Annotated in this window: 17 protein-coding genes; 10 read left to right on the top strand and 7 right to left on the bottom strand. The window is 72.9% G+C overall.

The features are described from left to right. Window positions 1–382 precede the first annotated feature (382 nt). Window positions 383–838: a GNAT family N-acetyltransferase gene (locus GWK25_RS12015; RefSeq protein WP_215457335.1), complete on the top strand. Its 456-nt coding sequence runs from the start codon at window positions 383–385 to the stop codon at window positions 836–838. A 99-nt stretch (window positions 839–937) separates the two neighbouring features. Here the strand turns inward: GWK25_RS12015 and GWK25_RS12010 are convergent, their stop codons facing one another. Continuing rightward, window positions 938–2,200 (bottom strand): hypothetical protein, encoded by a 1,263-nt coding sequence (locus GWK25_RS12010; protein WP_251828832.1) that lies wholly within the window; start codon window positions 2,198–2,200, stop codon window positions 938–940. A 245-nt stretch (window positions 2,201–2,445) separates the two neighbouring features. On the opposite strand from GWK25_RS12010, the gene GWK25_RS12005 reads away from it, so the two are divergent. The 3 genes from GWK25_RS12005 (at window position 2,446) to GWK25_RS11995 (ending at window position 8,870) form a co-directional block, all read left to right on the top strand. After that, window positions 2,446–5,745, top strand: coding sequence for a BTAD domain-containing putative transcriptional regulator (locus GWK25_RS12005; protein ID WP_215449792.1), 3,300 nt, complete (start codon window positions 2,446–2,448; stop codon window positions 5,743–5,745). Continuing rightward, window positions 5,742–7,796, top strand: a complete 2,055-nt coding sequence (locus GWK25_RS12000; RefSeq protein WP_308404218.1) for an AfsR/SARP family transcriptional regulator — start codon at window positions 5,742–5,744, stop codon at window positions 7,794–7,796. The genes GWK25_RS12005 and GWK25_RS12000 overlap by 4 nt, the downstream gene beginning before the upstream one ends. Window positions 7,797–7,910: 114 nt before the next feature. Further along, on the top strand, window positions 7,911–8,870 hold the full coding sequence (locus GWK25_RS11995; RefSeq protein ID WP_215449791.1) for a helix-turn-helix domain-containing protein: 960 nt from the start codon (window positions 7,911–7,913) through the stop codon (window positions 8,868–8,870). Window positions 8,871–8,901: 31 nt separating this feature from the next. On the opposite strand, the gene GWK25_RS11990 is transcribed toward GWK25_RS11995, so the two are convergent. Further along, window positions 8,902–9,618 (bottom strand): hydrolase, encoded by a 717-nt coding sequence (locus GWK25_RS11990; RefSeq protein ID WP_215449790.1) that lies wholly within the window; start codon window positions 9,616–9,618, stop codon window positions 8,902–8,904. 339 nt (window positions 9,619–9,957) lie between these two features. Between GWK25_RS11990 and GWK25_RS11985 the strand changes: the two genes are divergently transcribed. The 3 genes from GWK25_RS11985 (at window position 9,958) to GWK25_RS11975 (ending at window position 13,442) form a co-directional block, all read left to right on the top strand. After that, entirely contained in the window at window positions 9,958–10,929 is a 972-nt protein-coding gene (locus tag GWK25_RS11985) for an alpha/beta hydrolase (protein WP_215449789.1), read from the top strand. Between the two features lie 157 nt (window positions 10,930–11,086). Then, complete coding sequence (locus GWK25_RS11980; protein ID WP_215449788.1) at window positions 11,087–11,803, top strand: alpha/beta fold hydrolase; 717 nt, start codon at window positions 11,087–11,089, stop codon at window positions 11,801–11,803. A gap of 199 nt (window positions 11,804–12,002) precedes the next feature. Then, a complete protein-coding gene (locus tag GWK25_RS11975; RefSeq protein ID WP_215449787.1) occupies window positions 12,003–13,442 on the top strand; it encodes an NAD(P)/FAD-dependent oxidoreductase in 1,440 nt (479 codons plus the stop codon). Window positions 13,443–13,498: 56 nt separating this feature from the next. On the opposite strand, the gene GWK25_RS11970 is transcribed toward GWK25_RS11975, so the two are convergent. From GWK25_RS11970 to GWK25_RS11950, 5 genes are all read right to left on the bottom strand, one after another. Further along, on the bottom strand, window positions 13,499–14,740 hold the full coding sequence (locus GWK25_RS11970; RefSeq protein ID WP_308404217.1) for an MAB_1171c family putative transporter: 1,242 nt from the start codon (window positions 14,738–14,740) through the stop codon (window positions 13,499–13,501). 101 nt (window positions 14,741–14,841) lie between these two features. Then, window positions 14,842–15,249: a peptide-methionine (R)-S-oxide reductase MsrB gene (gene msrB / locus GWK25_RS11965; protein ID WP_215449786.1), complete on the bottom strand. Its 408-nt coding sequence runs from the start codon at window positions 15,247–15,249 to the stop codon at window positions 14,842–14,844. A 13-nt stretch (window positions 15,250–15,262) separates the two neighbouring features. Beyond that, complete coding sequence (gene murC / locus GWK25_RS11960; protein ID WP_215449785.1) at window positions 15,263–16,648, bottom strand: UDP-N-acetylmuramate--L-alanine ligase; 1,386 nt, start codon at window positions 16,646–16,648, stop codon at window positions 15,263–15,265. A 200-nt stretch (window positions 16,649–16,848) separates the two neighbouring features. Beyond that, a complete protein-coding gene (locus GWK25_RS11955; protein WP_215449784.1) occupies window positions 16,849–17,304 on the bottom strand; it encodes an indole-3-glycerol phosphate synthase in 456 nt (151 codons plus the stop codon). A gap of 141 nt (window positions 17,305–17,445) precedes the next feature. Then, a complete protein-coding gene (locus GWK25_RS11950; protein WP_251828831.1) occupies window positions 17,446–18,351 on the bottom strand; it encodes a pyrimidine reductase family protein in 906 nt (301 codons plus the stop codon). On the opposite strand from GWK25_RS11950, the gene zapE reads away from it, so the two are divergent. The 3 genes from zapE to GWK25_RS11935 all read left to right on the top strand — a co-directional run bounded on the left by zapE (window position 18,350) and on the right by GWK25_RS11935 (window position 22,319). Further along, complete coding sequence (gene zapE, locus GWK25_RS11945) at window positions 18,350–19,492, top strand: cell division protein ZapE (RefSeq protein WP_251828830.1); 1,143 nt, start codon at window positions 18,350–18,352, stop codon at window positions 19,490–19,492. The two genes, GWK25_RS11950 and zapE, sit on opposite strands and share 2 nt — an antisense overlap. A 713-nt stretch (window positions 19,493–20,205) precedes the next feature. Further along, window positions 20,206–20,784 carry a carbonic anhydrase gene (locus GWK25_RS11940; RefSeq protein ID WP_215449782.1) on the top strand — a complete coding sequence of 193 codons (579 nt, stop codon included), beginning with the start codon at window positions 20,206–20,208 and terminating at the stop codon, window positions 20,782–20,784. 20 nt (window positions 20,785–20,804) lie between these two features. Next, on the top strand, window positions 20,805–22,319 hold the full coding sequence (locus tag GWK25_RS11935) for a SulP family inorganic anion transporter (RefSeq protein ID WP_215449781.1): 1,515 nt from the start codon (window positions 20,805–20,807) through the stop codon (window positions 22,317–22,319). The last annotated feature ends 80 nt before the right edge of the window (window positions 22,320–22,399 follow it).

The following is a 22,399-nucleotide window of genomic DNA, read 5'->3' as shown; positions in this document are numbered from 1 at the left end:
GAGCGGGTGGTCGCCGGAGTCGGCCACGTGCTTCCATGCGGCGGTGAAGAACGAGAAGGCAGCTGGGGAGAACGGGTCCGGTGGCGAGGCTGTCGACCGGTACGTGTCCGGTGACGGCGGGCCGCACGAGAACCCGTCCGATGCCGACGCGGCCGGCGGGAACGCGCCCGACGCCGACGCGACCGACGAGAACGGGTCCCAGGCCGACGCACCCGGCACCGACGCCCTGACCGCGAACGCGCCCGGGGCTGACGCACCCGCCGAGAGCACGCCCGGCACCGACGCACCCGCCGAGAGCGCGTCCGGCGCCGACGTGCTCCCCGGGGATCCGGACCGGCATGTGCGGCCTCGCACCGGTGGCGACCTCGGGGGCTGTGTCCGTGTGCTCGCGGAGGTCCACGCATGCGACGGCTACCCGGTGAACTGGCCCGAGCGACCCGACGAGTGGCTGTCGCCGCCCTCGCTCGTCGCCTCCTGGGTGGTGGAACAGGGCGGCCGGATCGCCGGTCACGTCGGTCTGTCCCGGAGCGACGCGGACGATGCCGCGCCGGGGCTGTGGAGTGCCCGGACGGGGACGGGAGCCGACCGGATCGCCGTGATCAGCCGCCTCTTCGTCGCGCCGTCGGCCCGTGGGCAGGGGATCGGGGCGACGCTCCTCACCCGCGCGGCCTCCGAGGCGCGGGAGCGCGGACTGCACCCGGTGCTCGACGTGGTGGCGTCCGACACCGCGGCGGCGGCCCTGTACGAACGGCTCGGCTGGCGCCTGCTGGCCACGGTCGAACAGCGGTGGGGCCCGGATCAGACGGTGGCCGTCCGCTGTTACGCGGCGGCGCCCTGATCGCGCCTCGTCCGCCCGCTCCCCCGCTCCCGCCGGCTCGGAGCGGAGGGGCGGGCGCACCCGGGAGCGGGTGCCGGGCGCGCCCTGCAGTGGGCCCGGTCAGCAGATGTTCTGGGCGCTGTTGACCAGGCGGTTGTTGCGGAAGGTGGTGTTCTCGCCGCAGGGGCTCTCCCTGATGGACGAGTTGGTGACCGTCAGGTTCTGCACGGTGATGTCACGGTTGTTGGCGAACTCCGACCGTGCCGCGAGCCGGATCTCACCCCCGCCGGAGACCGTGCCGCTCTGGGCGGCCAGATTCATGTTGTAGCAGTTCTCGATCAGGATCGCGTTGTTGCCGGTGTTGGTCAGGTTGATCCGGTCGATGACCGCGCCACCGCTCTCGGAGACACAGAAGACCCCGCGTCCGCCGCCGCGCGCGATCACCTCTCCGACCCGGATGTTGGTCGGATACGCGCTGCCCACCCGGCCGTTGCGGTTGGCCATGCGGAACGCCGCGTACCCGGTGCCGGCGCCCGCCCCGTCCGCGTCGACCTTGGTGACCGTGGCGTTGATCGTCTGGTTGAGGAGCAGCCCCGACTCGCCCACGTTCCGGGCGGTCACCGTCCCGACGGTGAGCCCGTCGACGCCGTACGTCTCGACCGCGTGACTGCTCGCGCCCGACACGTACACGTTGTCGATCCTGACGTTGCGCGTCCACTGGCTGGTGTCGCCCCGGTTGTCGATCCGTACGCCGAGGCCGCGCGAGAGGCGCATGTCGAGCTGGCCGAGGACGACGTTCTGGACGTTGCGCAGGAAGATCCCGTACAGCGGGGTGCCGGTGAGGTTGAGGTGCTGGACCTCGATGTCACGGGTGCCCCGGGAGTAGACCGGCGCCTGGTCGCCCGAGCCCGTGCCGGTGACGTTGATCGTGCCGCACACGTCGAGCACGGTGTAGCTCGGCAGGGAGACCCGGGAGCCCGCCCCGATGGACCCGGAGCCGCGCACGACGACCCGTTCCTTCGAAGTGCGCCCGGAGGTGAGGCTGTTGACGGCGGCCTGCATCGCCGCGCGCATGTCGGTTCCGGTGTACGTGACCGTGCTGCCGCGCCGGGCGGTCCAGGTACCGCCGTTGAGCACGGCCTCGGCCTGGTACGAGCCCTCGCCGCACGCCGCCGCGACCCCCGCCTCGGCGACCGGGGCCGCGTCCAGTTCCCGGGCCGGACTCGCGGGCCCGGTCAGCGCGGCGACACCGGTGAGCAGGGCGGTCGCGCAGGCGGCGGTGACGAGGACGCGGGATCGGGTGCGGGTGCGGGTGCGGTTCGCGGGTGTGGTCGTGGGTGTGGTCGTTGGTGTGGGCGTGGGGGCTGCGGCTCTGCGTCCCATCTCGGCTTCTCCTGTGGGGGGGTTCGGCCCGCCTGCCACGCGATCACCGTACGTCGTGTCCTTCTCGTCGAACTCGTTCCGGCAGGCGATTCCTCGGGCGGGCCGCGAGTGTGGCAAGCGCTTTCCACGGGCGTCAAGGGTCAAGGCGAAGCCGGAACTCCCGCGTGACTCTGGGTGACTCGCGACCTCACGTATGGTCATGGGGGGCGAGAAAGATACGAGATACGAGATATCAGGAGGAGCAGTTGGCGCTGGAGCCGGTCCGGTTCGCGGTGCTGGGGTCGGTCCGCGTGGAGCGGGCGGGGGCGGAACCGGCACCGGGTCCTCCTCAAGAGCGGGCGCTGCTGGGGCTGTTGCTCGTTCGGGCGGGACAGCCGGTGACGGTGAGTGAGATCGTCGACGTGCTGTGGGGCGGGCGACCGCCGACCAGTGCGGTGAACGTGGTCCGCCGTCATGTGGGGTCGCTGCGGAGGCTGCTGGAGCCGGGCCTGCCCAACCGTGCCGCCGGTCGGTGGCTGATACGGGACGCCGGCGGATACCGGCTCCTGGTCGACGCCGACTCCCTCGATCTGCTGCGGTTCCGCGAACTGCGGGACGAGGCGCGTCGGGTCGCCGCCGACCCGCGCGGGTCGGCGGCACGCGTCGTGGAACTGCTCTTCGACGCCCTGGCACTGTGGCGGGGGCCGGCCGGAGCCGGGCTGCCCGCCGAGGTACGGGAGCGCGCCGGTTTCGCGGCGGTCGACCGTGAACGGACGGCGGCCGTGCGGGAGGCGGCCGACGCGGCACTCCGGGCCGACACCCCGGCCGCCGTGCTGCCCCTGCTCCAGGAGGCCGTGAGCGCCGAACCGCTGGACGAACCGCTGCTGGCCCGGCTCGTCCGCACGCTGGCCGCCACCGGGTACGAGGAGCGGGCGCTGAACACCTACCGGGCCGCCCGCGCGAGGCTCGCCGAGGAGTTGGGCATCGACCCGGGGCCCGAACTCCGCGACGCGCACCGGGCGGTCCTGCGCGGCACCGGGCCGGTCGAGGGCACGTCGTCCGTGGGGCCTCGGCGGCAGGAGGCGTCGTACGGCGGCCCTCGGCGTGCCGGGGGCGGGGTCGCGGACGGTCCGCACGCCGGTGCGCGGTCGGAGGGCGAGCCCGGCGAGGAGGTGCCACGCGAAGGCGGCGGCCCGGACGGCTCGCTCGCGCGCGGCGGTGGTGCGCCGAAGCCCGCTCCCTCCGGTGCCGAGGACGCCGTCGCCCTCATCGGCCCCGGCCCCCAGCCATCGGCCTCCGCCGCACCCGTGGCCCAGGCCCAAACCCCCGCCCCGGTCGTGCCCCCACTGAGGGCCCCGACCGCCGTCCCCGCCCAACTCCCCCACGACCTGCCGACGTTCACCGGCCGTCGCACCGAGCTGGACCAGGTCCTGGCACTCCTCACCGGGGACGCCGACAGCGGCACCGGCAGTGGCAGCGGCGCCGGCACCGAGGGCGGGGCCGGCGGTGATCACGCGCCCCCCACCGGCACCGTCGTGATCAGCGCCATCGGCGGGATGGCCGGCATCGGGAAGACCACGCTCGCCGTGCACTGGGCCCATCGGGTCGCGGACCGTTTCCCGGACGGGCAGCTCTACGTCAACCTCAGGGGGTTCGCGCCCTCGGGTGGCGTGATGAGCGCCGGAGAAGCAGTGCGGATCTTTCTCGACGCTCTGGGCGTACCCCCGGAGCGCGTGCCTCACGGTGTCGACGCCCAGGCGGCCCTGTACCGCGGCCTGTTGGCGGGCCGGCGGTTCCTGGTGCTGCTGGACAACGCCCGGGACACCGAGCAGGTGCGGCCGTTGCTGCCCGGGACGCCCGGCTGCCTGACCATCGTGACCAGCCGCAACCAGCTCACGGGCCTGGTCTCCGCGCACGGCGCGCACACGCTGGCGTTGTGTCCGCTGGACGCCACGCAGGCCCGGTCGTTCCTCGAACGCCGACTAGGGGCCGGACGGCTCGCGGGCGAGGCACGGGTGGCGGCGGAGATCGCGGCACTGTGCGGAGGACTGCCGCTGGCGCTGGCCTGTGTCGCGGCACGGGCCGCCGCGCACCCGGACTTCCCGCTGTCGGCGATCGCGGCGGAGCTGCGCGCGGCGCACGGCAGTCTGGACGCGTTCAGCCGGACGGACACGGCCGCGAACGTGGGGGCGGTGTTCTCGTGGTCGCTGGGGGCCGTGTCGGCCGAGGCGGCGGTCCTCTTCCCGCTGCTCGCGCTGCATCCCGGCCCGGACTTCTCGGCGGCGGCGACGGCGTCGCTCGCCCGGCTGTCCGTGCGCCGCGCACGGTCGCTCCTCGCGGAACTGGCCGACGTCCACCTCGTGGGCGAGCCCGCGCCCGGCCGTTACGCCCTGCACGACCTGCTGCGCGCACACGCGACCGAACTCCTGGAGGAGCAGCACCCGACCGAACTCCCGGAGACGACTCACCCGACCGAACGCCCGGAGGGCCAGCACCCGGCCGAACGCCCGAAGGGTCCGGACCCGGCCGTACAGCCGCAGGAAAATGCCCAGGCCGGACAACCGGAGGACGCGCGGGAGGCGGCCACCGAGCGGCTGTACGCGTACTACCTGCACACCGCGCACGCCGCCGAGCCGCTGCTCGCCCCGCACGCGGATCCCATGCCGCCGGGTCCGCCGCCGCCCGGCGTCCATGCCGAACCGCTGGCCGACCATCCGCAGGCGCTGGCCTGGCTGACCGCCGAGTACCCGACGCTGCTGGCCGTCGTCGGGGCGGCTGCCAGGTCCGGCCGCGACCGGGTGGCGTGCCTGCTCGCCTGGTCGCTGGAGCCGTACTTCGACCGGCGAGGGCACTGGCACGACTGGACGACCGTCCAACGGATCGCCCTCGACGCGGCGCTCCGGACCGCGGACCCCGTGTGGGAGGCCAGGGGGCTGCGCGCGCTGGCCCGGGCGGAGAGCCGGCTCGGGCTGCACGGGTCGGCCCGGCACCGTCTGGACCGCGCGCTGGAACTCTTCACCGAGGCGGGCGACACCGTAGGGCGGGCCGACACCCATCGCAGCCTCGGCTGGACCCACGACCAGGAGGGGGACCTGCCGGGCGCCCTCCGTCACAACCGGCTGGCCATGGAGCTCTTCCGGGTCAGCGGCCGCCGCACCGCGTACGCGAGTGTCCTCAACTCCGTCGGCTGGTACCACGCCCTGCTCGGCGAGCACCAGGAGGCGCTGAAGCACTGCCATCGGGCCCTGGCCCTGCTCCAGGAACTCGGCGACCGCTACGGCGAGGCCGCGACCTGGCACACCATCGCGTACGCCCACCACCACCTGGGCCGCCACCCCAACGCCCTGCTCGGCTACGGCCACGCCCTCGCCCTCTACCGGGAGTTGGGCGTTCCCTACCTGGAGGCCTGCACGCTCGTCCACATCGGTGACACCCATGCCGCGATGAGCGACCACACCGGCGCCTTCGAGGTTCGGCAGCAGGCCCTCACCCTTCTGATCACCCTCGGTCACCCGGACGCCGACCAGGTCCGGGCCCTGCTCACCACGAGCGAGCGCACGACGTGACCGACGCCGTGCGACACCGCCCCCTCGACCCACGGGCGCAATCGCTGAGGTTCGACGTGCTGGGGCCGCTCCGGGTGCGTCGGGGTGAGGAGGAACTCGACCTCGGATTCCCCCAACAGCGAGCACTGCTGGGCCTGTTGGTCGTACGGGTGGGCCAAGTGGTGCCTCTGCACGACGCCGTCGACGTCCTGTGGCCGCGGCGGGCCCCGGCGAGTGCGCGGAACGTGGTGCGCCGATACGCCGGTTCGCTGCGGCGCCTGCTCGAACCCGGGCTGCCGCCCCGGGCACCCGGACGGCGGCTGGTGCGCCGCGCCGGGGGCTATCTGCTGGAAGCCGACGAGCACGACGTCGACCTGCTGCGTTTCCGCGCGCTCACCAAGCGGGGCAAGCGGGCCGCGGCCACCGGGCGGTCGGAGGCGGCGGCGGGGTACTTCGTGGACGCGCTGCGCGAGTGGCGGGGGCCGGTGGCCAGGGGGATCCCCGCCGCCGTCCGGGAGCACGCCGTGTTCGGCGAAGTGGAACGCGAGTTGCTCCGCACGTCCAGGATGGCCGCCGACGCGGCGCTCCTGTGCGGGAGGAGCGAGCAGGTGCTGCCCCGGCTGCGCCAGGCCCTCGAACTGGACCCGCTGGACGAGTCGTTGCACGCCGCGCTCGTCCTGGCCCTGGCCGCGTCGGGTCTCCAGGCGGAGGCCCTGGCCGCGTACGAGCACGTACGACGGCTGCTGGCCGAGGAGTTGGGCGTGACACCGGGCACACACCTGACCTCGGCCCACACGAGGGTGCTCCGCCAGGAGTGGACCACGCCCGACTGGCCTCCGCCTCGCACCCCCGCGCCCCCACCACCTGCCACGCAGCCCCAACCGCCCGCGCCGCCACGGTCGACGGACGGATCGCCGACGGCCGTTCCGGACGTACCACTCACGCGACTTCCGCCCTTTCCCCCCGTCTTCGTCGGCAGACGGGCAGAACTCCGTCGTCTGGCGGAACTCACGGACGGCGAGGAGACCGACGGGGAGATGACGGGACCGGCCGGCCCTTCCGGAAGGGCGCCGACCACCGTGCTGATCAGCGGGATGCCCGGGATCGGCAAGACGGCACTCGCGGTGCGCTGGGCGCACACGGTGGCCGAGCGCTTCCCCGACGGCCGGCTCCACCTCGGGCTGCGGGGGTTCGACCCGGTGGAGCCCCCGCTGGAGCCGGCCGCGGCGCTGCGCGCGCTCCTCACCGCGCTGGGGGTGCCGCCCGCGCGTCTGCCGAACGGCACGGACGCGCTCGCCGGGCTGTACCGGAGCCTGCTGGCCGGCCGACGCCTGCTGGTGGTGCTGGACGACGCGGCCGACACCGAGCAGGTACGGCCGCTGCTGCCCGCGTCGCCCGGCTCGCTCACCCTGGTCACCAGCCGCAACGGCCTGTCGGGCCTCATCGCCTCGGGTGCCCACCCCCTCCGCCTGGACCTGCCCTCGACAGCGGACGCCCGAACCACACTGGCGGCCCACCTCGGCCACGCCGACCCACCGACCGGGCCGGAACCGGCACCGGCACCGGCACCGGCACCGGAGGCGGCACCGGAGGCGGAGACGGAGACGGTCGACGAGATCGTGAGCAGGTGCGGCCGACTGCCACTCGCCCTGGCAATCATCGCGGCACGCGCCACCCACCAGCCGCTCCCTTCCCCCGAACCCGCACCCCTCCTTCCCTTCGCGAACCTCACGACCCTCGTCGCCGAACTACGACAGACCCCGGGCGGACTCGACGCGTTCATCGCGCCCGGCGGCACACCCGACCTCCGCGCCGTCCTCACCCGCTCCTACCGTCGCCTGCCGCCGGAGCAGGCCCGGCTGTTCCGTCTGCTGTCCCTGCACCCGGGCCCCGACCTGGACGCCGAGACGGCGGCAGCCCTGGCCGGACTCCCGATCCGGCGGGCCCGGCAGGTCCTCGACGGCCTGGCCGACGCGCACCTCGTCGTGGAACGCTCGCCCGGCCGCTACACCCAGCACGAGCTGCTGCGGGCCCTCGCCACCGAATTGACCGGCGCGTACGACAGTCCCTAGGAACCGGTGCCGACCGCCGTCACTTCACGGTCACTCTTTTTTCACATCTCCCTTCCTAGGCTCCGGGTGAAGTCACTGCACGGTGTGCTCGAACGGCCTTGGAGGTAGGCACAGATGACGAGGTCCGACATCGGCACCATCGCCCCGACGGGTCTCCGCGCCATCGCTTCGGCGGGTCTCCGCATCACCGTTCTCGGTGGGAACGCCGCCGAGTTGCCCGGGGAGGGACGGCCAGGGGTCGGGGCGTACCGGCTGACCGCGCGGGCCGGGGGCGCGTACCTGTTCGTGGGGCTGCACGGGACCCGGGAGCCGTCGTCCGCCCGGATCCCGGACCTCTCGCTCCACCCGGGCGACATCTGCTTCTACGACGCGAACCACCCGCCGTTGCCGGACTTCCCCGAGCACTGCCGCCTCAAGGTCTTCCTGGTCGCGCGCGAGGAGCTCGGGCTGGAGGACGGCGGCGGCGACCTGCGGCGCGTCGTCGCGCACCCGGTGGCCCGGTCCTCCCGGCTGGGAACCCTGGTGTCGCCGTTCCTGTCCGAGCTGGCCGACACGGCGGTCTCGGCGATCTCGACGGAGCCCCCGGTCGGCGAGATGCTCGCCCGGAACGCCGTGAACCTCCTGGCCACACTGGCGGCGGAGCAGTTGGGCCGGGCCGGCACCGGTGCGCGAGGCGCCGACCGGGGGGACACACCCGTCGGCCGTTCGCCGCTGATGGCGCGAGTCCTGCGGTACATCGACGCGCATCTGGCCGACGCGGACCTGTCGCCCGAGGTGATCGCCGGGGCCCACCACATCTCGGTGCGCTATCTGCACCGGCTCTTCCAGGACGAGGGGACGTCCGTGGGCCGCTGGGTCCAGCGCCGCCGCCTGGAGGAGTGCCGGCGCGACCTCGTGCTCGGCGTCCGCAACCGCCGGACCATCGCCTCCGTCGCCGGCCGCTGGGGCTTCCTCAGCGCGACCCACTTCAGCCGGGTGTTCCGGGCGGCGTACGGCATGTCGCCGAGCGAGTGGCGGGACTCGGCGGGGCAGGCCCCGCCGGACGGCCGGGGCACACGGCTCCACGACCGTTAGCCCCGCCCGCGCCGACGGGACCGGCCCCGGCTCAGCCCGCCGCGTGCTCGCCGATGACGGCCTGGGCGTAGACGATCCCGAGGCCGTAGGCGCCGCCGTGCTCCTTGACCACCTCGGTGGTGGGCCCGTACGTATCCTCACGGGCCCAGTCGCGCTGGAACTCCAGGAGCACCTGCACCCAGGTGACCGGTACGGCGCCGGCCTGGATCATCCGCTGCACGGCGTGCTCGTGGGCCTGTGGGCTGACACCGCCGGACGCGTCGGTGACGACGTAGACCTCATAGCCCTGGGCGAGGGCGGACAGGGCGGGCAGGACGACGCACACCTCTGTCCACAGGCCGGCGATGACGAGTTTCCGGCGGCCCGTCGCCTTCACCGCCTCGACGAAGGCGACGTCCTCCCAGGCGTTCATCGTCGTGCGGTCGACGGTCTTGCGGTCGGGGAAGACATCGGCGAGCTGCGGGAGGAGCGGCCCGGAGAAGGACTCGGCGGCCACCGTGCTGAGCACCACCGGCACGTCGAAGACCTTGGCGGTCTTGGCCAGCCCCACGGTCGCGTTGATGATCGCGGTGCGGTCACCGCTGCCGGTGCCGAAGAACATCTGCGGCTGGTGGTCGACGAACAGGACCGCGCAGTTGTCGGGGGTGAGCAGGTCGGGACCGGGAGTGGCCGTGACGGCGTCGATGTCGATGTCGGTGTCGGTGTCGGTGTCGGTGTCGGTGTCGGTGTCGGTGTCGGTGTGAGCCATGGGCATGCCTTCCGAAAGGGCGTCCGCCTACGCGGATCGCCGGGTGATGCCGGAAAGCTAGGCGGGTCGGACGTCTCCCCCTGGTCCGGCGGCGCACCTCGTTCGTCCTCACAGCGCACGGGGCCCCGCGGCCGCCCATGTCGTGCGCTCCCGGACCGACTTCGGTGCGCTGGTGGGCCATTCCGCGGCCGACACCCGGCCTAGCGTGCTGGCCGTGGCGCCGACCCGTGCGACCCACGACCACGCGCCGTCCGCGTGCGCCACCGAACCGGGCGCGGCCCGTACGACACCTCGAAGCGAGCGCGCCCGCACGTCATCACGACCCATCGGGAGAACCACATGTCCGACACCCCCGAACCGACCCGCCCGGTCCTGGAACCGGCGGCCGCCGCCTTCGCCGAGGCCACCGCCAACCCGCCCTTCCTCTTCGAACTGCCGCCCGCCGAAGGCCGCAAGGCGGTCGACGAGGTGCAGTCGGGCGAGATCGTGAAGCCGGAGATCGACGAGGAGTGGATCACCGTCTCCGGTGGTCCCACGGGCAGTGTCCGGGCCCGGATCGTCCGGCCCGCCGGGGCCGAGGGCGTGCTGCCCGTGATCCTCTACATCCACGGCGCGGGCTGGGTGTTCGGCAACGCCCACACCCACGACCGGCTGGTGCGTGAGCTGGCCGTGGGCGCGGGGGCCGCGGTCGTCTTCCCCGAGTACGACCTCTCCCCCGAGGCCCGCTACCCGGTCGCCATCGACCAGAACTACGCGGTCGCGAAGTGGGTCGTCGAGCAGGGCTCCTCCAAGGACCTGGACGGGGCCCGGCTGGCGGTGGCCGGTGACTCGGTCGGCGGCAACATGACCGCCGCGCTGACCCTGATGGCCAAGCAGCGCGGTGACGTCCCGCTGGTCCAGCAGGTGCTCTTCTACCCGGTGACCGACGCGGCCTTCGACACCGGCTCCTACCACCAGTTCGCCACCGGCTACTTCCTGCGCCGCGACGGCATGCAGTGGTTCTGGGACCAGTACACGACCGACGAGGCCGAGCGCGCCCAGATCACCGCGTCCCCGCTGCGGGCGAGCGTCGACCAGCTCAAGGACCTGCCTCCGGCCCTCGTGATCACCGGTGAGGCCGACGTCCTGCGCGACGAGGGCGAGGCGTACGCGAACAAGCTGCGCGAGGCCGGTGTGGCGGTGACCGCCGTGCGCTTCCAGGGGATCATCCACGACTTCGTCATGCTGAACGCCCTGCGCGGGACCCACGCCGCCGAGGCCGCGATCTCCCTGGCCACGACGACCCTGCGCACCGCCCTGCACGCCAAGTAGCCACGCGGTCCGCAGACCGACGGCCCTCAGCCTCGCAGCCCGACAGCTGTACTGCCCGAACCTGTCCTGCCCAACTGCCCAACTGCCCACGGTCGCCCGGCACACAGCCGACATCACGCGGTCGACCGGCGGGCCCACAGAACGGAGAGATCCGCCCATGTCCCCCACCCCCACCGTCCTTCTCGTGCACGGCGCCTTCGCCGACGCGTCCAGCTGGGCCGGCGTCGTCGAGGAGCTGCGCGGCCAGGACATCCCGGTCCGCGCGCTGGCGAACCCGCTGCGCGGTCTGGCCTCGGACGCCGCGTACGTCGCGTCGGCGGCGGCCCAGGTGGACGGCCCCGTCGTCCTCGTCGGCCACTCCTACGGCGGTGCGATCATCACCGTGGCGGGCGCGGCCGAGAACGTCGTCGGCCTGGTCTACGTCGCCGCGTACGTCCCCGAACAGGGCGAGAGCCTGGGCGAGTTGCAGGACCGCTTCCCGTTGTCGCCGCTGGTCGCCAACCTCGACGAACGGACCTACCCCGTCGAGGGCGCGGACCCCGCCGTGGAGGTCACCATCAAGCCCGAGGCCTTCCCGGGCATCTTCGCCGCCGACGTCCCGGCCGAGGTCACGGAGATCCTCGCGGTCTCCCAACGCCCGCTCTCGACCTCGGTGTTCACGGAGACGGCCGCCACCGCCGCCTGGCGGACCAAGCCGTCCTGGGCCGTCGTCGCCGACGCGGACGAGGCCATCAACCCCGACGTCCAGCGCTTCGGCGCCAAGCGCGCCGGCGCCACCGTCACCGAGCTGGAGGGCGCCTCGCACGCCGTGGCGGTCTCCCGCCCCAAGGAGGTCGCGGCGGTGATCCGCGAGGCGGTACGGGCCACCGCCTGACGAGCAGGAGAGCCCGGCTCGCAGAACCAGGGCCCGCCCACGGAACACCCGGGGGCGGGCCCTGCCGCAGATCGACTCCCCTTGTGCGGAGCATGGTCGGACTGATCTTCTAGGGACCGCAGCAACACGGACGCCGGCCTGACGCCCGGTGCGGGCCTCCGTCGAGCGCGGGCAGACACAGTCGAGCACGAGGGGACCCATGCCGCGTACCGCGGTCGTCATCGGGGCGAGCATGGGCGGCATGCTCGCCGCCGCGGCTCTGGCCCGGTCCGTCGACGAGGTGGTCGTGCTGGAGCGCGACGAGCTTCCGGACGAACCCCGACCGCGCCGAGGGCTTCCGCAGGCCCGCCACGCCCACGTCCTCCTGCCCAGCGGCCGTGACGCCATCGACGAACTCGTGCCGGGCGGCAAGGTCCGCGAACGGCTGCTGGCGGCGGGCGCCCGGGAGCGCGGTCTCACCTCCGGCCTGGTCACCCTGGGCCCGCAGGGCTGGTACCGCCGTTCCCGCCACCACGACACCCACCCCCTGCTCATCGCCGGCCGCGACCTGATCGACCGGACCGTACGGGAGGCCGTGTCCGCGAGCACCACCCGCGTCAGCGTGCGGCACGCCTCGGCCACCGGCCTCCTCGGCACCGCCGAGCGCGTCACCGGCGTCCGGTTCACGGCCGGGGGAGATCGGGGCGGGGGCACGCGGGCGGGTGCACCCGAGGAGTGTCTGCGCGCGGACCTGGTCGTCGACGCGAGCGGACGCGGCACCCGTGTCGAGCACTGGCTCGCGGACCTCGGCATCACGGGCATCCGCAAGGACGTGGTCGACTCCGGACTCGTCTACGCGACCCGCCTCTACCGCACCCCCGTGGGCGCGGCGGACTTCCCCCCGGCACAGGTGACGGCGGACCCGACGGGCGGCCGGCCCGGCCGGTCGGGCCTCCTCCTGCCGATCGAGGGCGACCGCTGGCTGGTGAGTCTGGCCGGCACGCGGGGCGGCGAACCCACCGCCTCACCGGAGGACTTCGTCCCCTTCGCCCTCGGCCTGCGCCATCCCCTCGTGGGCCGGCTGATCGCGGGCGCCGAACCCCTGACCGACGTGACTCTCAGCCGCAGCACCCGCAACGAACGCCGCTACTTCGAGAAGTCCGAGCGGTGGCCCGAGGGGCTGGTGGCACTCGGGGACGCCGTCGCCACCTACAACCCGGTCTACGGGCAGGGCATGTCGGTGGCCGCGCTGGGCGCGCGCGAGCTGTGCCGGGAGCTGGACCGGACCGGTGTCGGCGCGCCCGGTCTGGCCCGACGGGTGCAGCGGGCCGCCGCGAGGGTGGTGAACGCGGCGTGGACCATGTCGGTCGGCCAGGACCAGTGGTTCCCGGGGGTGCGGGGCAAGTCCCCCACGCTCGCCGACCGTCTGCTGTCCGCCTACACCGGCCGCATGACGCGCGTGGCCACCGGCTCGTACCGGGTCTCGGCGGCGATGTGCACCGTGACCACCCTCCAGGCGGACGCCCTCCACCTGCTCCGCCCCACCCTCCTCCTGTCCACGGCCCTGGGCCCGTTGCTCCCCCCGCTGTCGGGCCCTCCGCTCACCCCGGAGGAACGAAACATCCTGAACAACCTCGACAGACGCGCCCCCGCCCCGTGAGAGGCGCGGGGACCTGCGCGAGAAGCCCCACCGGCTCGCAGCCGAAGAGCAATTCTCTACCAGCCCTTCGCCCGCTCCGCGCGTACCGCCCCCTCGACGACCCCCGCCCGCACCGCCCGAGACATCCGGATCAACGCCGGCTGTCCCGTGTCCAGCCCCTGCCCCCCGGCCGTCGCGCCCGCAGGCCCCCCATGCCCCCCGGCGATCCCCACGAGCACGTCCAGAGCGGCGAAATCCACGTCCCCCTGACGGCCTTGCCGACACGGGCCCCCGACCCGCTCCCGCGTGCCCGACATCACCGCCACGGCCACCATCGCCGCGTCCCCGATGGCCTCGGCCTCACCGGCACTGGAGCCGAGGGAGAGCGCCTGCCGGTAGGCCCGCTCACGGACCGCCTCGTCGAAGTGGACGGACACGTCCCGCAGTCCGTCCCGTATGGCCGTCGTCCGGTGGGTCAGCCGCAGTTCGACGTCGCCGAGGGAACGCCAGGACAGCAGCACGTTCCGTCCGATGCGGCCGCCGCTTCCGGAGCCGACCAGCCGGAAGAGCGGCCCGAGCCGCAGGAAGGCGACCAGGCTGTCGACGCGCGGTCCGAGCAGCGGCAGGACATAGCCGGCCGAGGTGAGGACCGCGCCGACGGTGACCATCATCGGCGCGAGCCGCGTGCTCAGCGGGTCCCAGTGCTGCCCGGTCCAGCGGCCGACGACGGCCACCGTCTTCAGCAGGCCGTACGCGCTGGTGCACAGCCACCCGACGGCCAGCACGGCCAGAGCCCGCCGTGTCCAGCCGCTGAGCTGGAAGGTCCAGCGCCAGCACAGGAACGTGGTGGTGAGGGCGGCCGCCAGGTGGGCCATGAGATAGAGCACGATCATCTCGCGGATGAACGGCGTGTCCGCGTAGTAGGTGTCGAAGTCGGCGAGGCGCTCGACGGGCGCGTCCCCCACGGTGAAGAGCGCCGTCTGCGCCGCGATGATCACGGCGTAGGCGAGCAGCCAGCGGCGGCAGACCCGTCGCAGCCGGGCGGGGTCGTCGGCGCCGCGCCAGTGCACGATCAGCACGAGGGACGCGGCGGAGAAGGCGTTCACCGCGCCGTAGGCGAGGCAGGCGGCGGCGTTGGGGACGCCGAGGACACGGTTGACGAAGCCGACGGTGGGAGGAGCACCGAGAGCGAAACAGAACCCGGCCAGGAAGATCACGGCGCAGAGCGCGCGTTTCATCGGATCACGCCGGTCGCGCCACAGGCCGGGCGTCTGGGCGGCGAAGCCGGTCCACAGGGTGGCGGCCGCCAGAAAGTACACCAGTCCGTTCAGGTCAGGCCCCCCGGCTCGGTCCGAGAGACCTCTCGCGTCAACACCCTTCACACAGTAGTCACGTAGTCAACCCCGGCTCCCGCCGACGATCAGCTCTCGTCGGCGGTCAGCCTCAGCGAGATGCTGTTGATGCAGTACCGCTGGTCGGTGGGGGTGGCGTACCCCTCGCCCGCGAAGACGTGCCCGAGGTGCGACCCGCACCGGGCGCACCGCACCTCCGTGCGGACCATCCCGTGCGACCGGTCCTGCAACAGCTCCACCGCGTCGCTGTCCTTCGGGTCGTAGAAGGACGGCCAGCCGCAGTGCGACTCGAACTTCGTGTCGGAGGTGAAGAGTTCGGCACCGCAGGCGCGACAGGAGTAGACGCCCTTGGTCTTGGTGTCGGTGTACTCACCGACGAACGCGGGCTCCGTGCCGGCCTGCCGCAGCACGGCGTACTCGGCCGGCGTCAGCTCCGCACGCCACTGCTCGTCCGGCTTCTCGACGTCGTACGACATGAACCTCAGCCCCTCAGCTCGAAAGACGGTCCAGGATCCGCGGGCCCAGGTCCGTCACATCACCCGCGCCCATGGTGAGAACGAGATCACCGGGCCTCGCCATTCCCGCGATCGCGGCGGGCACCTCGGCCTTGTCGTGCAGGGCGGTGACGTCCGCGCCCGCGGTCCGGGCCGCGTCGATGATCAGCTCGCTGGTGACCCCCGGGATCGGGTCCTCACGGGCCGGGTAGATGTCGAGGACGACCGAGGCGTCCGCGAGCGCCAGGGACTGCCCCATCTCGGTGCCCAGTTCCTGGGTGCGGGAGAACAGGTGCGGCTGGAAGACGACCAGGATCCGCGCGTCCCCGGCGGCGGCCCGCATGGCCTCCAGGTCGGCGGTCATCTCGGTCGGGTGGTGCGCGTAGGAGTCGATGACCTGCACCCCGGCGGCCTCGCCCTTGAGCTGCAGCCGCCGCTTCACGCCGGTGTAGGCCGCCAGCGCGGGCGCCAGTTCTGCCGCCGGGACACCGAGGGCGACACCGGCCGCCAGGGCGGCGACGGCGTTGTGGGCGTAGTGCCGTCCGGGCACGGACACGGTGAACGTGAGCTCCTGCCCGTCCAGGACCACCGTGACCTCGCTCTTCAGCCCCTGCGCCACGACCGACAGCACGCGTACGTCGGCGTCCTCGCGCTCGCCGTAGGTCACCGTGCGCACCCCGGACAGCCGGGAGGTCAGTTCACGCGCGCCCTCGTGGTCGGCGGAGATCACCAGTGTGCCCCCGGGCACGATCTTCCCGGCGAACGTCTCGAAGGACTCGTAGATCTCGTCCATGGACGCGTAGTTGGCGTGGTGGTCGAGCTCCACGTTGAGGACGATCGCCACCTCGGGCGCGTACTTGTGGAAGCTGCGGTCGCTCTCGTCGGCCTCGGCGACGAAGATCTCCCCGTCACCGTGGGAGGCGTTCGAGCCGGGTACGTCGAGGTCGCCGCCGATGGCGTACGACGGCCGCAGCCCCAGCTCGCCCAGCGACACCGCCAGCATGGACGTCGTGGTGGTCTTGCCGTGCGTGCCGGCGACCGCGATCGGCCGCAGCCCGTCCATCAGCCGGGCGAGCGCGTCCGACCGGTGGACGACGGGGATCCCGAGCTCGGCGGCACGGGCCAGCTCGGGATTGTCGGCGCGGATCGCCGAGGACACGACCACACAGGTCGCGTCGTCCGCGAGGTGCTCCGCAGCGTGCCCGATGTGCACGGTGGCCCCCAGCGCCCGCAACGCCTGGGCCGTCTCCGACTCCTTGGCGTCACTACCGGCGACCTTGGCCCCCCGCTGCGCGAGGATCTTCGCGATCCCCGACATCCCGGCCCCACCGATCCCGATGAAGTGCGGCCGATCCATGGCGGTAGGCAGTCCGGGAGCCATGCGTGTTCTCCAAGCGACGGTACGAATGCATCCACGCCCCACAGCAGGCGCGCTCCCCACCCTAGTAGCTACCGACACCCGGATATCTCGTGGCCACGGGCCAGGGGCCGCGCCCTTCAGGGGCGCGGGGAACCGCGCGACCAGCCACGACGTACGCGCACACGACAGAACACAGCAACCCCTACGGCGCCCCGCGCCCCTCACACCCGCGCATGAGAGAACAACTTCAACACCGGCACCCCCACCTTGTGCCGAGCCCGCGAGGCCCAGTCCCGGTGGAAGAACTCCTCCACGTAATGCGGATCGGTCAGCACCAACACCTCATCGGCCGAAACCTCCTCCACCAGCGACTTCAGCGCGTCCAGCGGATGGTCCTCGATCAGCCGCCCCTCCGCCGTGCTCCCGGCCCCCCGCAGTGCCTGCAAGGACACCTCCAGGGCCCGTTCCCCGGCGTCCATCGCCTGCTCCCCCTCCGGCGTCTCCCCCTCCCGCGCCGCCTCGTCCAGCTCACCGAGGGCGAGGTCGTCGATGGCCCGCAGCAACCGGTCGGCCTGATTCCCGCGCGGCTGGAGCAGCACGTGGAAGGAGGCCCGCTCGTCGCCGTGCAGGGTCGTGACGAACTCGACGTCCGCGGACGTCAGAGCCTTCTCGATCATCAATACGCTCGTGAACGACACCACAGGCGCCCTTCTCCTCGGAGGGCCCGTGGGCCCTCACTCCTCAGAGTTCTAGTGTGCCCGGCGAAAGCTAAACGGAACGGTAGATTCCGCCCGCTTTCACGTACGACGATCCTGCTTTCACGTACGACGGTAACGACCGAACAGGAACCCGGACTCCTCCAGCAGCGACACCAGGGCGAAGCGCTTGGGCACCGCCACCGAGGGTCCCCCGGCGATCCGTTGCGCGCCCCCGGCCGTGAGCATCGGCGACACGGTCAGACAGAGCTCGTCGAGGACGTCGGCGGCGACCAGCTGGCCCAGGACGCGCGGTCCGCCCTCGGTGAGCAGCCGGGTCAGCCCCAGGTCGGCGAGGGCCCGTACCGCGCGGGCCGGGTCGACGCCCATCCCGTCCCCGGCCACCACCACCCGGACCCCCGCCTTCTCGGCGGTGGCGACCCGGTCCGGGGCCGCGGCGGCACCGGTGAGCAGCAGCGTGGGCGTCAGCGGCGAGGTGAACAGCGGCAGCGAGAAGTCCAGGTCCAGGCTGGCGCTCACCACGGCGACGGCGGGCGCGGGCGTCTGTCCGGCCGCCCGGCGTGCCTCGGCGAACGCCTCCCGCGCCCGTGCCGGACGGTACCCCTCCTGCCGTACCGTTTCCGCGCCGACGATCACCACGTCCGCGAGGCCCCGCAGCGTGCCGAAGATCCGCATGTCGGCCTCGCTGGAGATCGGCTGCGAACGCCCGTCGTGCTGGGCGGCGCCGTCGAGGGTGGACACCATGTTGGCGCGCAGCCAGGGCTCCCGCCCGCCGGGCGCGGGCTCGGGGTAGGCGTACGCGACGGCCAGTTCGTCGAGGCTCCACTCCCGTTCGACGAGGTCCGACGCCCCGGCCGCCGCGGGGCGGCCGCCGCGGGCGCCCGGCGTCCGGGCATCCGCCGGGCCCACACCGCCGTCCGCCGTCGGCATCTCGGCCGCAAGGGCCCCACCGGTCGCTTCCGGTGTCCGGGCCGCTGTCTCGTCGGTCACAGGGAACAGGCGTCGCATGTCGTGCAGTGTGGCACGACCCTTAGACTCGGTAACCGTGTCGTCGTCCTCAGCCACCGTGTCCGGATTCGGTTCGATACCCGAAGCGGCTCCCGCGTCCCTGTGCACCCGCGAGCCCCATGTCCCCGCGGACCGGCTCGTCGCCGAGATGGTGCCGCCGCCCCGCTTCGACTCGGTGCGCTTCGACACCTACATCCCGGACCCGAACCAGCCCAGCCAGACCGAGGCCGTCCGCGTCCTGAGCGGTTTCGCGGCGGGCCTCGGCGGCGCGCACGCGACCGGCGCCGGCAGGCGTGGCTTCTTCGGCTTCGGCAAGGCGAAGGCCAAGGTCCCGGCGGGCCCCCGCGGCGTGTACCTGGACGGCGGGTACGGCGTCGGCAAGACGCATCTGCTCGCCTCCCTCTGGCATGCCACCCCGGCCGAGCCCGCGCTCAAGGCCTTCGGCACGTTCGTGGAGCTGACGAACCTGGTCGGCGCCCTCGGTTTCCAGAAGACGGTCCAGACCCTCTCCGGGCACCGCCTGCTGTGCATCGACGAGTTCGAGCTGGACGACCCGGGCGACACGGTCCTGGTGTCGACCCTGCTCGGCAAGCTGGTCGACGCGGGCGTGGCACTGGCCGCCACCTCGAACACGCTGCCGGGCAAGCTCGGTGAGGGCCGGTTCGCGTCGGCCGACTTCCTGCGCGAGATCCAGGGCCTGTCCGCCCACTTCCGCGCCCTGCGGATCGACGGCGAGGACTACCGCCACCGCGGTCTGCCCGAGGCCCCGGCACCGTACTCCGACGAGGAGGTCACCAAGGCGGCGTACGCCACCGAGGGCGCCTCGCTCGACGACTTCCCGCACCTGCTGGACCACCTCGCGCGCGTCCACCCCAGCCGGTACGGCGCCCTGACGGACGGTCTGAAGGCGGTCTGCCTGACGGACGTCGAGCCGGTGCCGGACCAGTCCACGGCGCTGCGGCTGGTGGTGCTCGCCGACCGGCTGTACGACCGCGAGGTGCCCGTGCTCGCGTCCGGGCTGCCCTTCGACCAGTTGTTCAGCGAGGAGATGCTGAACGGCGGCTACCGCAAGAAGTACTTCCGCGCCATCTCCCGCCTCACCGCCCTCGCGCGCGACGCCAAGCGACTCGTGGAGCACTGAGCGCACCGCCACCGGCCGTACCGCGATCCAGCGAAACTCCCCCACGTCAAGGGTCAGTTCCAGCCAACCCGCCCGCGCTTTTCAGGCTCTCTTCAGCTCGCAACGTTAAGTTAACCCTGCAAACAACTTTGCAGGGTTAACGTGTTTCTTGACCAGTGGTTGACCATCGGTTGACCAAGTCGAGCAAGTGTCGACGCGTGGGAGACACCCGGAACTGCCGGTGAGGAGGCTCATATTGCGAGGTACGACGACCCGGACCGTTTTTTCGGCCCTAGCCGCCGTCCTGCTCACCCTGGCGTTCTTCGCTCCCACGACATCCTTCGCAGCCGCGCACACGCTTGGTCACGCCAAGGCCAAAGCCGAGCCCGGAAACACCCTCACCGCGAAGCCGGTGCGTGACACGGCGGTCACCCACCGCACGTGCGCACCCTCACAGGACCCGACCGGTCCCCATCGCACACGCGACCGGCATCGCCTCACCACCCACACCGTTCCTGGGACGCCCGCGCGTCCGCCGCTGGGGGAGAACCCGGCGGCCGCGAGCGCGTCCGAACGGCCCTCGGCCCCGCACCACCGGGCGTCGAGACCCCTCACGGCCCACACCCCGGCCGCTCTCCAGGTCTTCCGCTGCTGAGCCGCGGAGCGCCTGTTCCCCCCACTCTGTCGTGCAAGCCCGACGCGCCACGAGGCGCGCCAGGAGGAGTCACCACATCATGCAGCCCCTCATCGACAACGCCCGTACGTTCGGACAGCGCCCTGAGGAGTTCGCCAGGCTGGCCGAAGGCCAGTCCCCCGAGGTCCTGTTCATCACCTGCTCCGACTCGCGGGTCGTCCCGGCCCTGATCACGGGCGCCCGCCCCGGCGAGCTCTTCGAACTGCGCACCGCCGGCAACATCGTCCCCCCGTACACCGCCGACCGCCCCACCGGTGAGACGGCCACCATCGAGTACGCCGTGGAGGTCCTCGGCGTCACCGACATCGTGGTCTGCGGACACTCGCACTGCGGCGCCGTGGGCGCCCTGGTGCGCGGCGACGACCTGGACGCCGTGCCTGCCGTACGCGACTGGCTGACCAGCGCCACCCCCCGCCCGGCAGGGACGGTCGAGGACCCGACGGTCGCCGACGGCGTGCAGAACCACGTCCTCAGCCAGCTGCTGCGCCTGCGCTCCTACCCGTGCGTGGAGAAGCGCGTCGCGGACGGCCGGCTGCGGTTGCGCGGCTGGTACTACGAGGTCCACACGGGCGCCGTGCGCGAACACCGCGCGGACTCCGACAAGTTCGAGACCCTGTGACCGGCGGCCAGGTGCCCGAGATGAACTCCCCGACCTCTCCCCCGTCCCCGACCTCCAGGTTTCCCCATCTGCGACAGGACTTCGGCGCCTCGCTCGTCGTGTTCCTGGTCGCCCTCCCGCTGTGCGTCGGCGTCGCCGTCGCCTCCGGGGTACCGGCCGAACTCGGCCTGGTCACCGGCATCGTGGGCGGCATCGTCGCCGGCCTGCTGCCCGGCAGCAGCCTCCAGGTCTCCGGCCCCGCCGCCGGTCTGACCGTGCTGGTCTTCGAGGCGGTCCGCCAGTTCGGGCTGCCCGCCCTCGGGGTCATCGTGCTCGCCGCCGGTCTGCTCCAACTCGCCATGGGCGCGCTGAAGCTGGGCCGTTGGTTCCGCGCCATATCCGTCTCCGTCGTCGAGGGCATGCTCGCCGGCATCGGCCTGGTGATCATCGCCGGCCAGCTCTACGCCGCGGCCGGCCTGAAGGCGCCCGCCTCCGGCATCGACAAGATCGCGGGCCTGCCCGGCGCCTTCGTCGACGCCGTCGGCAGCACCACCGCGCTCGCCTCGCTGGCGGTCGGCGCGGGCACCATCGCCGTGATGGTGCTGTGGAAGCGCCTGCCGAAGAAGGTCCAGCTCGTCCCCGGCGCGCTCGCCGCGGTCCTGCTGGCCACCGGCGCCAGCCTGGCCTTCAGCCTCCCGGTGGCGAACGTCGAGGTGAAGGGCCTGCTGGACGTGATCCAGCCGCCCGGCCCGGATGCCTTCGGCCAACTCGCCGACGTGGCCCTGCTCGGCACGGTCCTCGCCTTCACCCTCATCGCCTCCGCCGAGAGCCTGTTCAGCGCGGCGGCCGTGGACCGGATGCACGACGGTCCGCGCACCGAGTACGACAAGGAGCTGATGGCCCAGGGCGCCGGCAACACCGTGTGCGGGCTGCTGGGCGCGCTGCCGATGACGGCGGTGATCGTGCGCAGCTCCGCCAACGTCCAGGCCGGCGCCAGGACGAAGGCATCCCGGGTGCTGCACGGTGTCTGGCTGCTGCTCTTCGTGGCCGCGCTGCCGGGGGCACTCGCGCTGATCCCGCTGCCCGCCCTGGCCGGCATCCTCGTCCACGCGGGCTGGAAGCTGATCCCCTTCCGTGGGGTCGTCTCCCTGTGGCGCGGCCACCGGGGCGAGGCGCTGATCCTGGTCGCCACGGCCGTGGCGATCGTCGCGGTCAACATGTTCGAGGGCGTGCTGATCGGTCTGGCCCTCTCCGTGGCCAAGACCGCCTGGGAGGCCTCGCACATCAAGCTGGAGGTCATCGACAAGGGCGCCGGCCCGGTCCAGGCCTACCTCTCCGGCAACGCGACCTTCCTCCGCCTGCCGAAGATCCTGGACGACCTGGAGTCCCTTCCGCAGGACCGCCCGGTGGAACTCCACCTCACCGGTCTCCACCACCTGGACCACGCCTGCCGCACCGCCCTGGAGAACTGGGCGGCCCGCCACAGCGCGACGGGTACGGAGCCGGTACGCATGACGGTCCCGGAACCGGAGAAGGCCACGTCAGGAACGTTCTGACCCAGCCGCAGCCCGGTGCCCCGACCTCCAGGCCGGGGCACCGGGTCCTCCCCCGCACGCCCGCCCTCTCCACGGCCTCC

The organism is Streptomyces sp. ATCC 21386 (assembly GCF_018728545.1).
In the GTDB taxonomy this organism is placed as follows: Bacteria; Actinomycetota; Actinomycetes; order Streptomycetales; family Streptomycetaceae; genus Streptomyces.
Note: the sequence above shows the minus strand (reverse complement) of the source record. Positions and strands in the feature narration are given on the sequence as shown.

Bases quoted from the DNA above. Each gene is read 5' to 3' on its own strand.
- GWK25_RS11980 (WP_215449788.1), top strand. From the start codon at position 11,087: ATGTCCCCCACCCCCACCGTCCTTCTCGTGCACGGCGCCTTCGCCGAC.
- zapE (WP_251828830.1), top strand. From the start codon at position 18,350: ATGTCGTGCAGTGTGGCACGACCCTTAGACTCGGTAACCGTGTCGTCG.
- GWK25_RS12010 (WP_251828832.1), bottom strand. From the start codon at position 2,200: ATGGGACGCAGAGCCGCAGCCCCCACGCCCACACCAACGACCACACCC.
- GWK25_RS11950 (WP_251828831.1), bottom strand. From the start codon at position 18,351: ATGCGACGCCTGTTCCCTGTGACCGACGAGACAGCGGCCCGGACACCG.
- GWK25_RS11995 (WP_215449791.1), top strand. From the start codon at position 7,911: ATGACGAGGTCCGACATCGGCACCATCGCCCCGACGGGTCTCCGCGCC.
- GWK25_RS11935 (WP_215449781.1), top strand. From the start codon at position 20,805: ATGAACTCCCCGACCTCTCCCCCGTCCCCGACCTCCAGGTTTCCCCAT.
- GWK25_RS11940 (WP_215449782.1), top strand. From the start codon at position 20,206: ATGCAGCCCCTCATCGACAACGCCCGTACGTTCGGACAGCGCCCTGAG.
- murC (WP_215449785.1), bottom strand. From the start codon at position 16,648: ATGGCTCCCGGACTGCCTACCGCCATGGATCGGCCGCACTTCATCGGG.
- msrB (WP_215449786.1), bottom strand. From the start codon at position 15,249: ATGTCGTACGACGTCGAGAAGCCGGACGAGCAGTGGCGTGCGGAGCTG.
- GWK25_RS11955 (WP_215449784.1), bottom strand. From the start codon at position 17,304: ATGATCGAGAAGGCTCTGACGTCCGCGGACGTCGAGTTCGTCACGACC.
- GWK25_RS11990 (WP_215449790.1), bottom strand. From the start codon at position 9,618: ATGGCTCACACCGACACCGACACCGACACCGACACCGACACCGACACC.
- GWK25_RS11985 (WP_215449789.1), top strand. From the start codon at position 9,958: ATGTCCGACACCCCCGAACCGACCCGCCCGGTCCTGGAACCGGCGGCC.
- GWK25_RS11975 (WP_215449787.1), top strand. From the start codon at position 12,003: ATGCCGCGTACCGCGGTCGTCATCGGGGCGAGCATGGGCGGCATGCTC.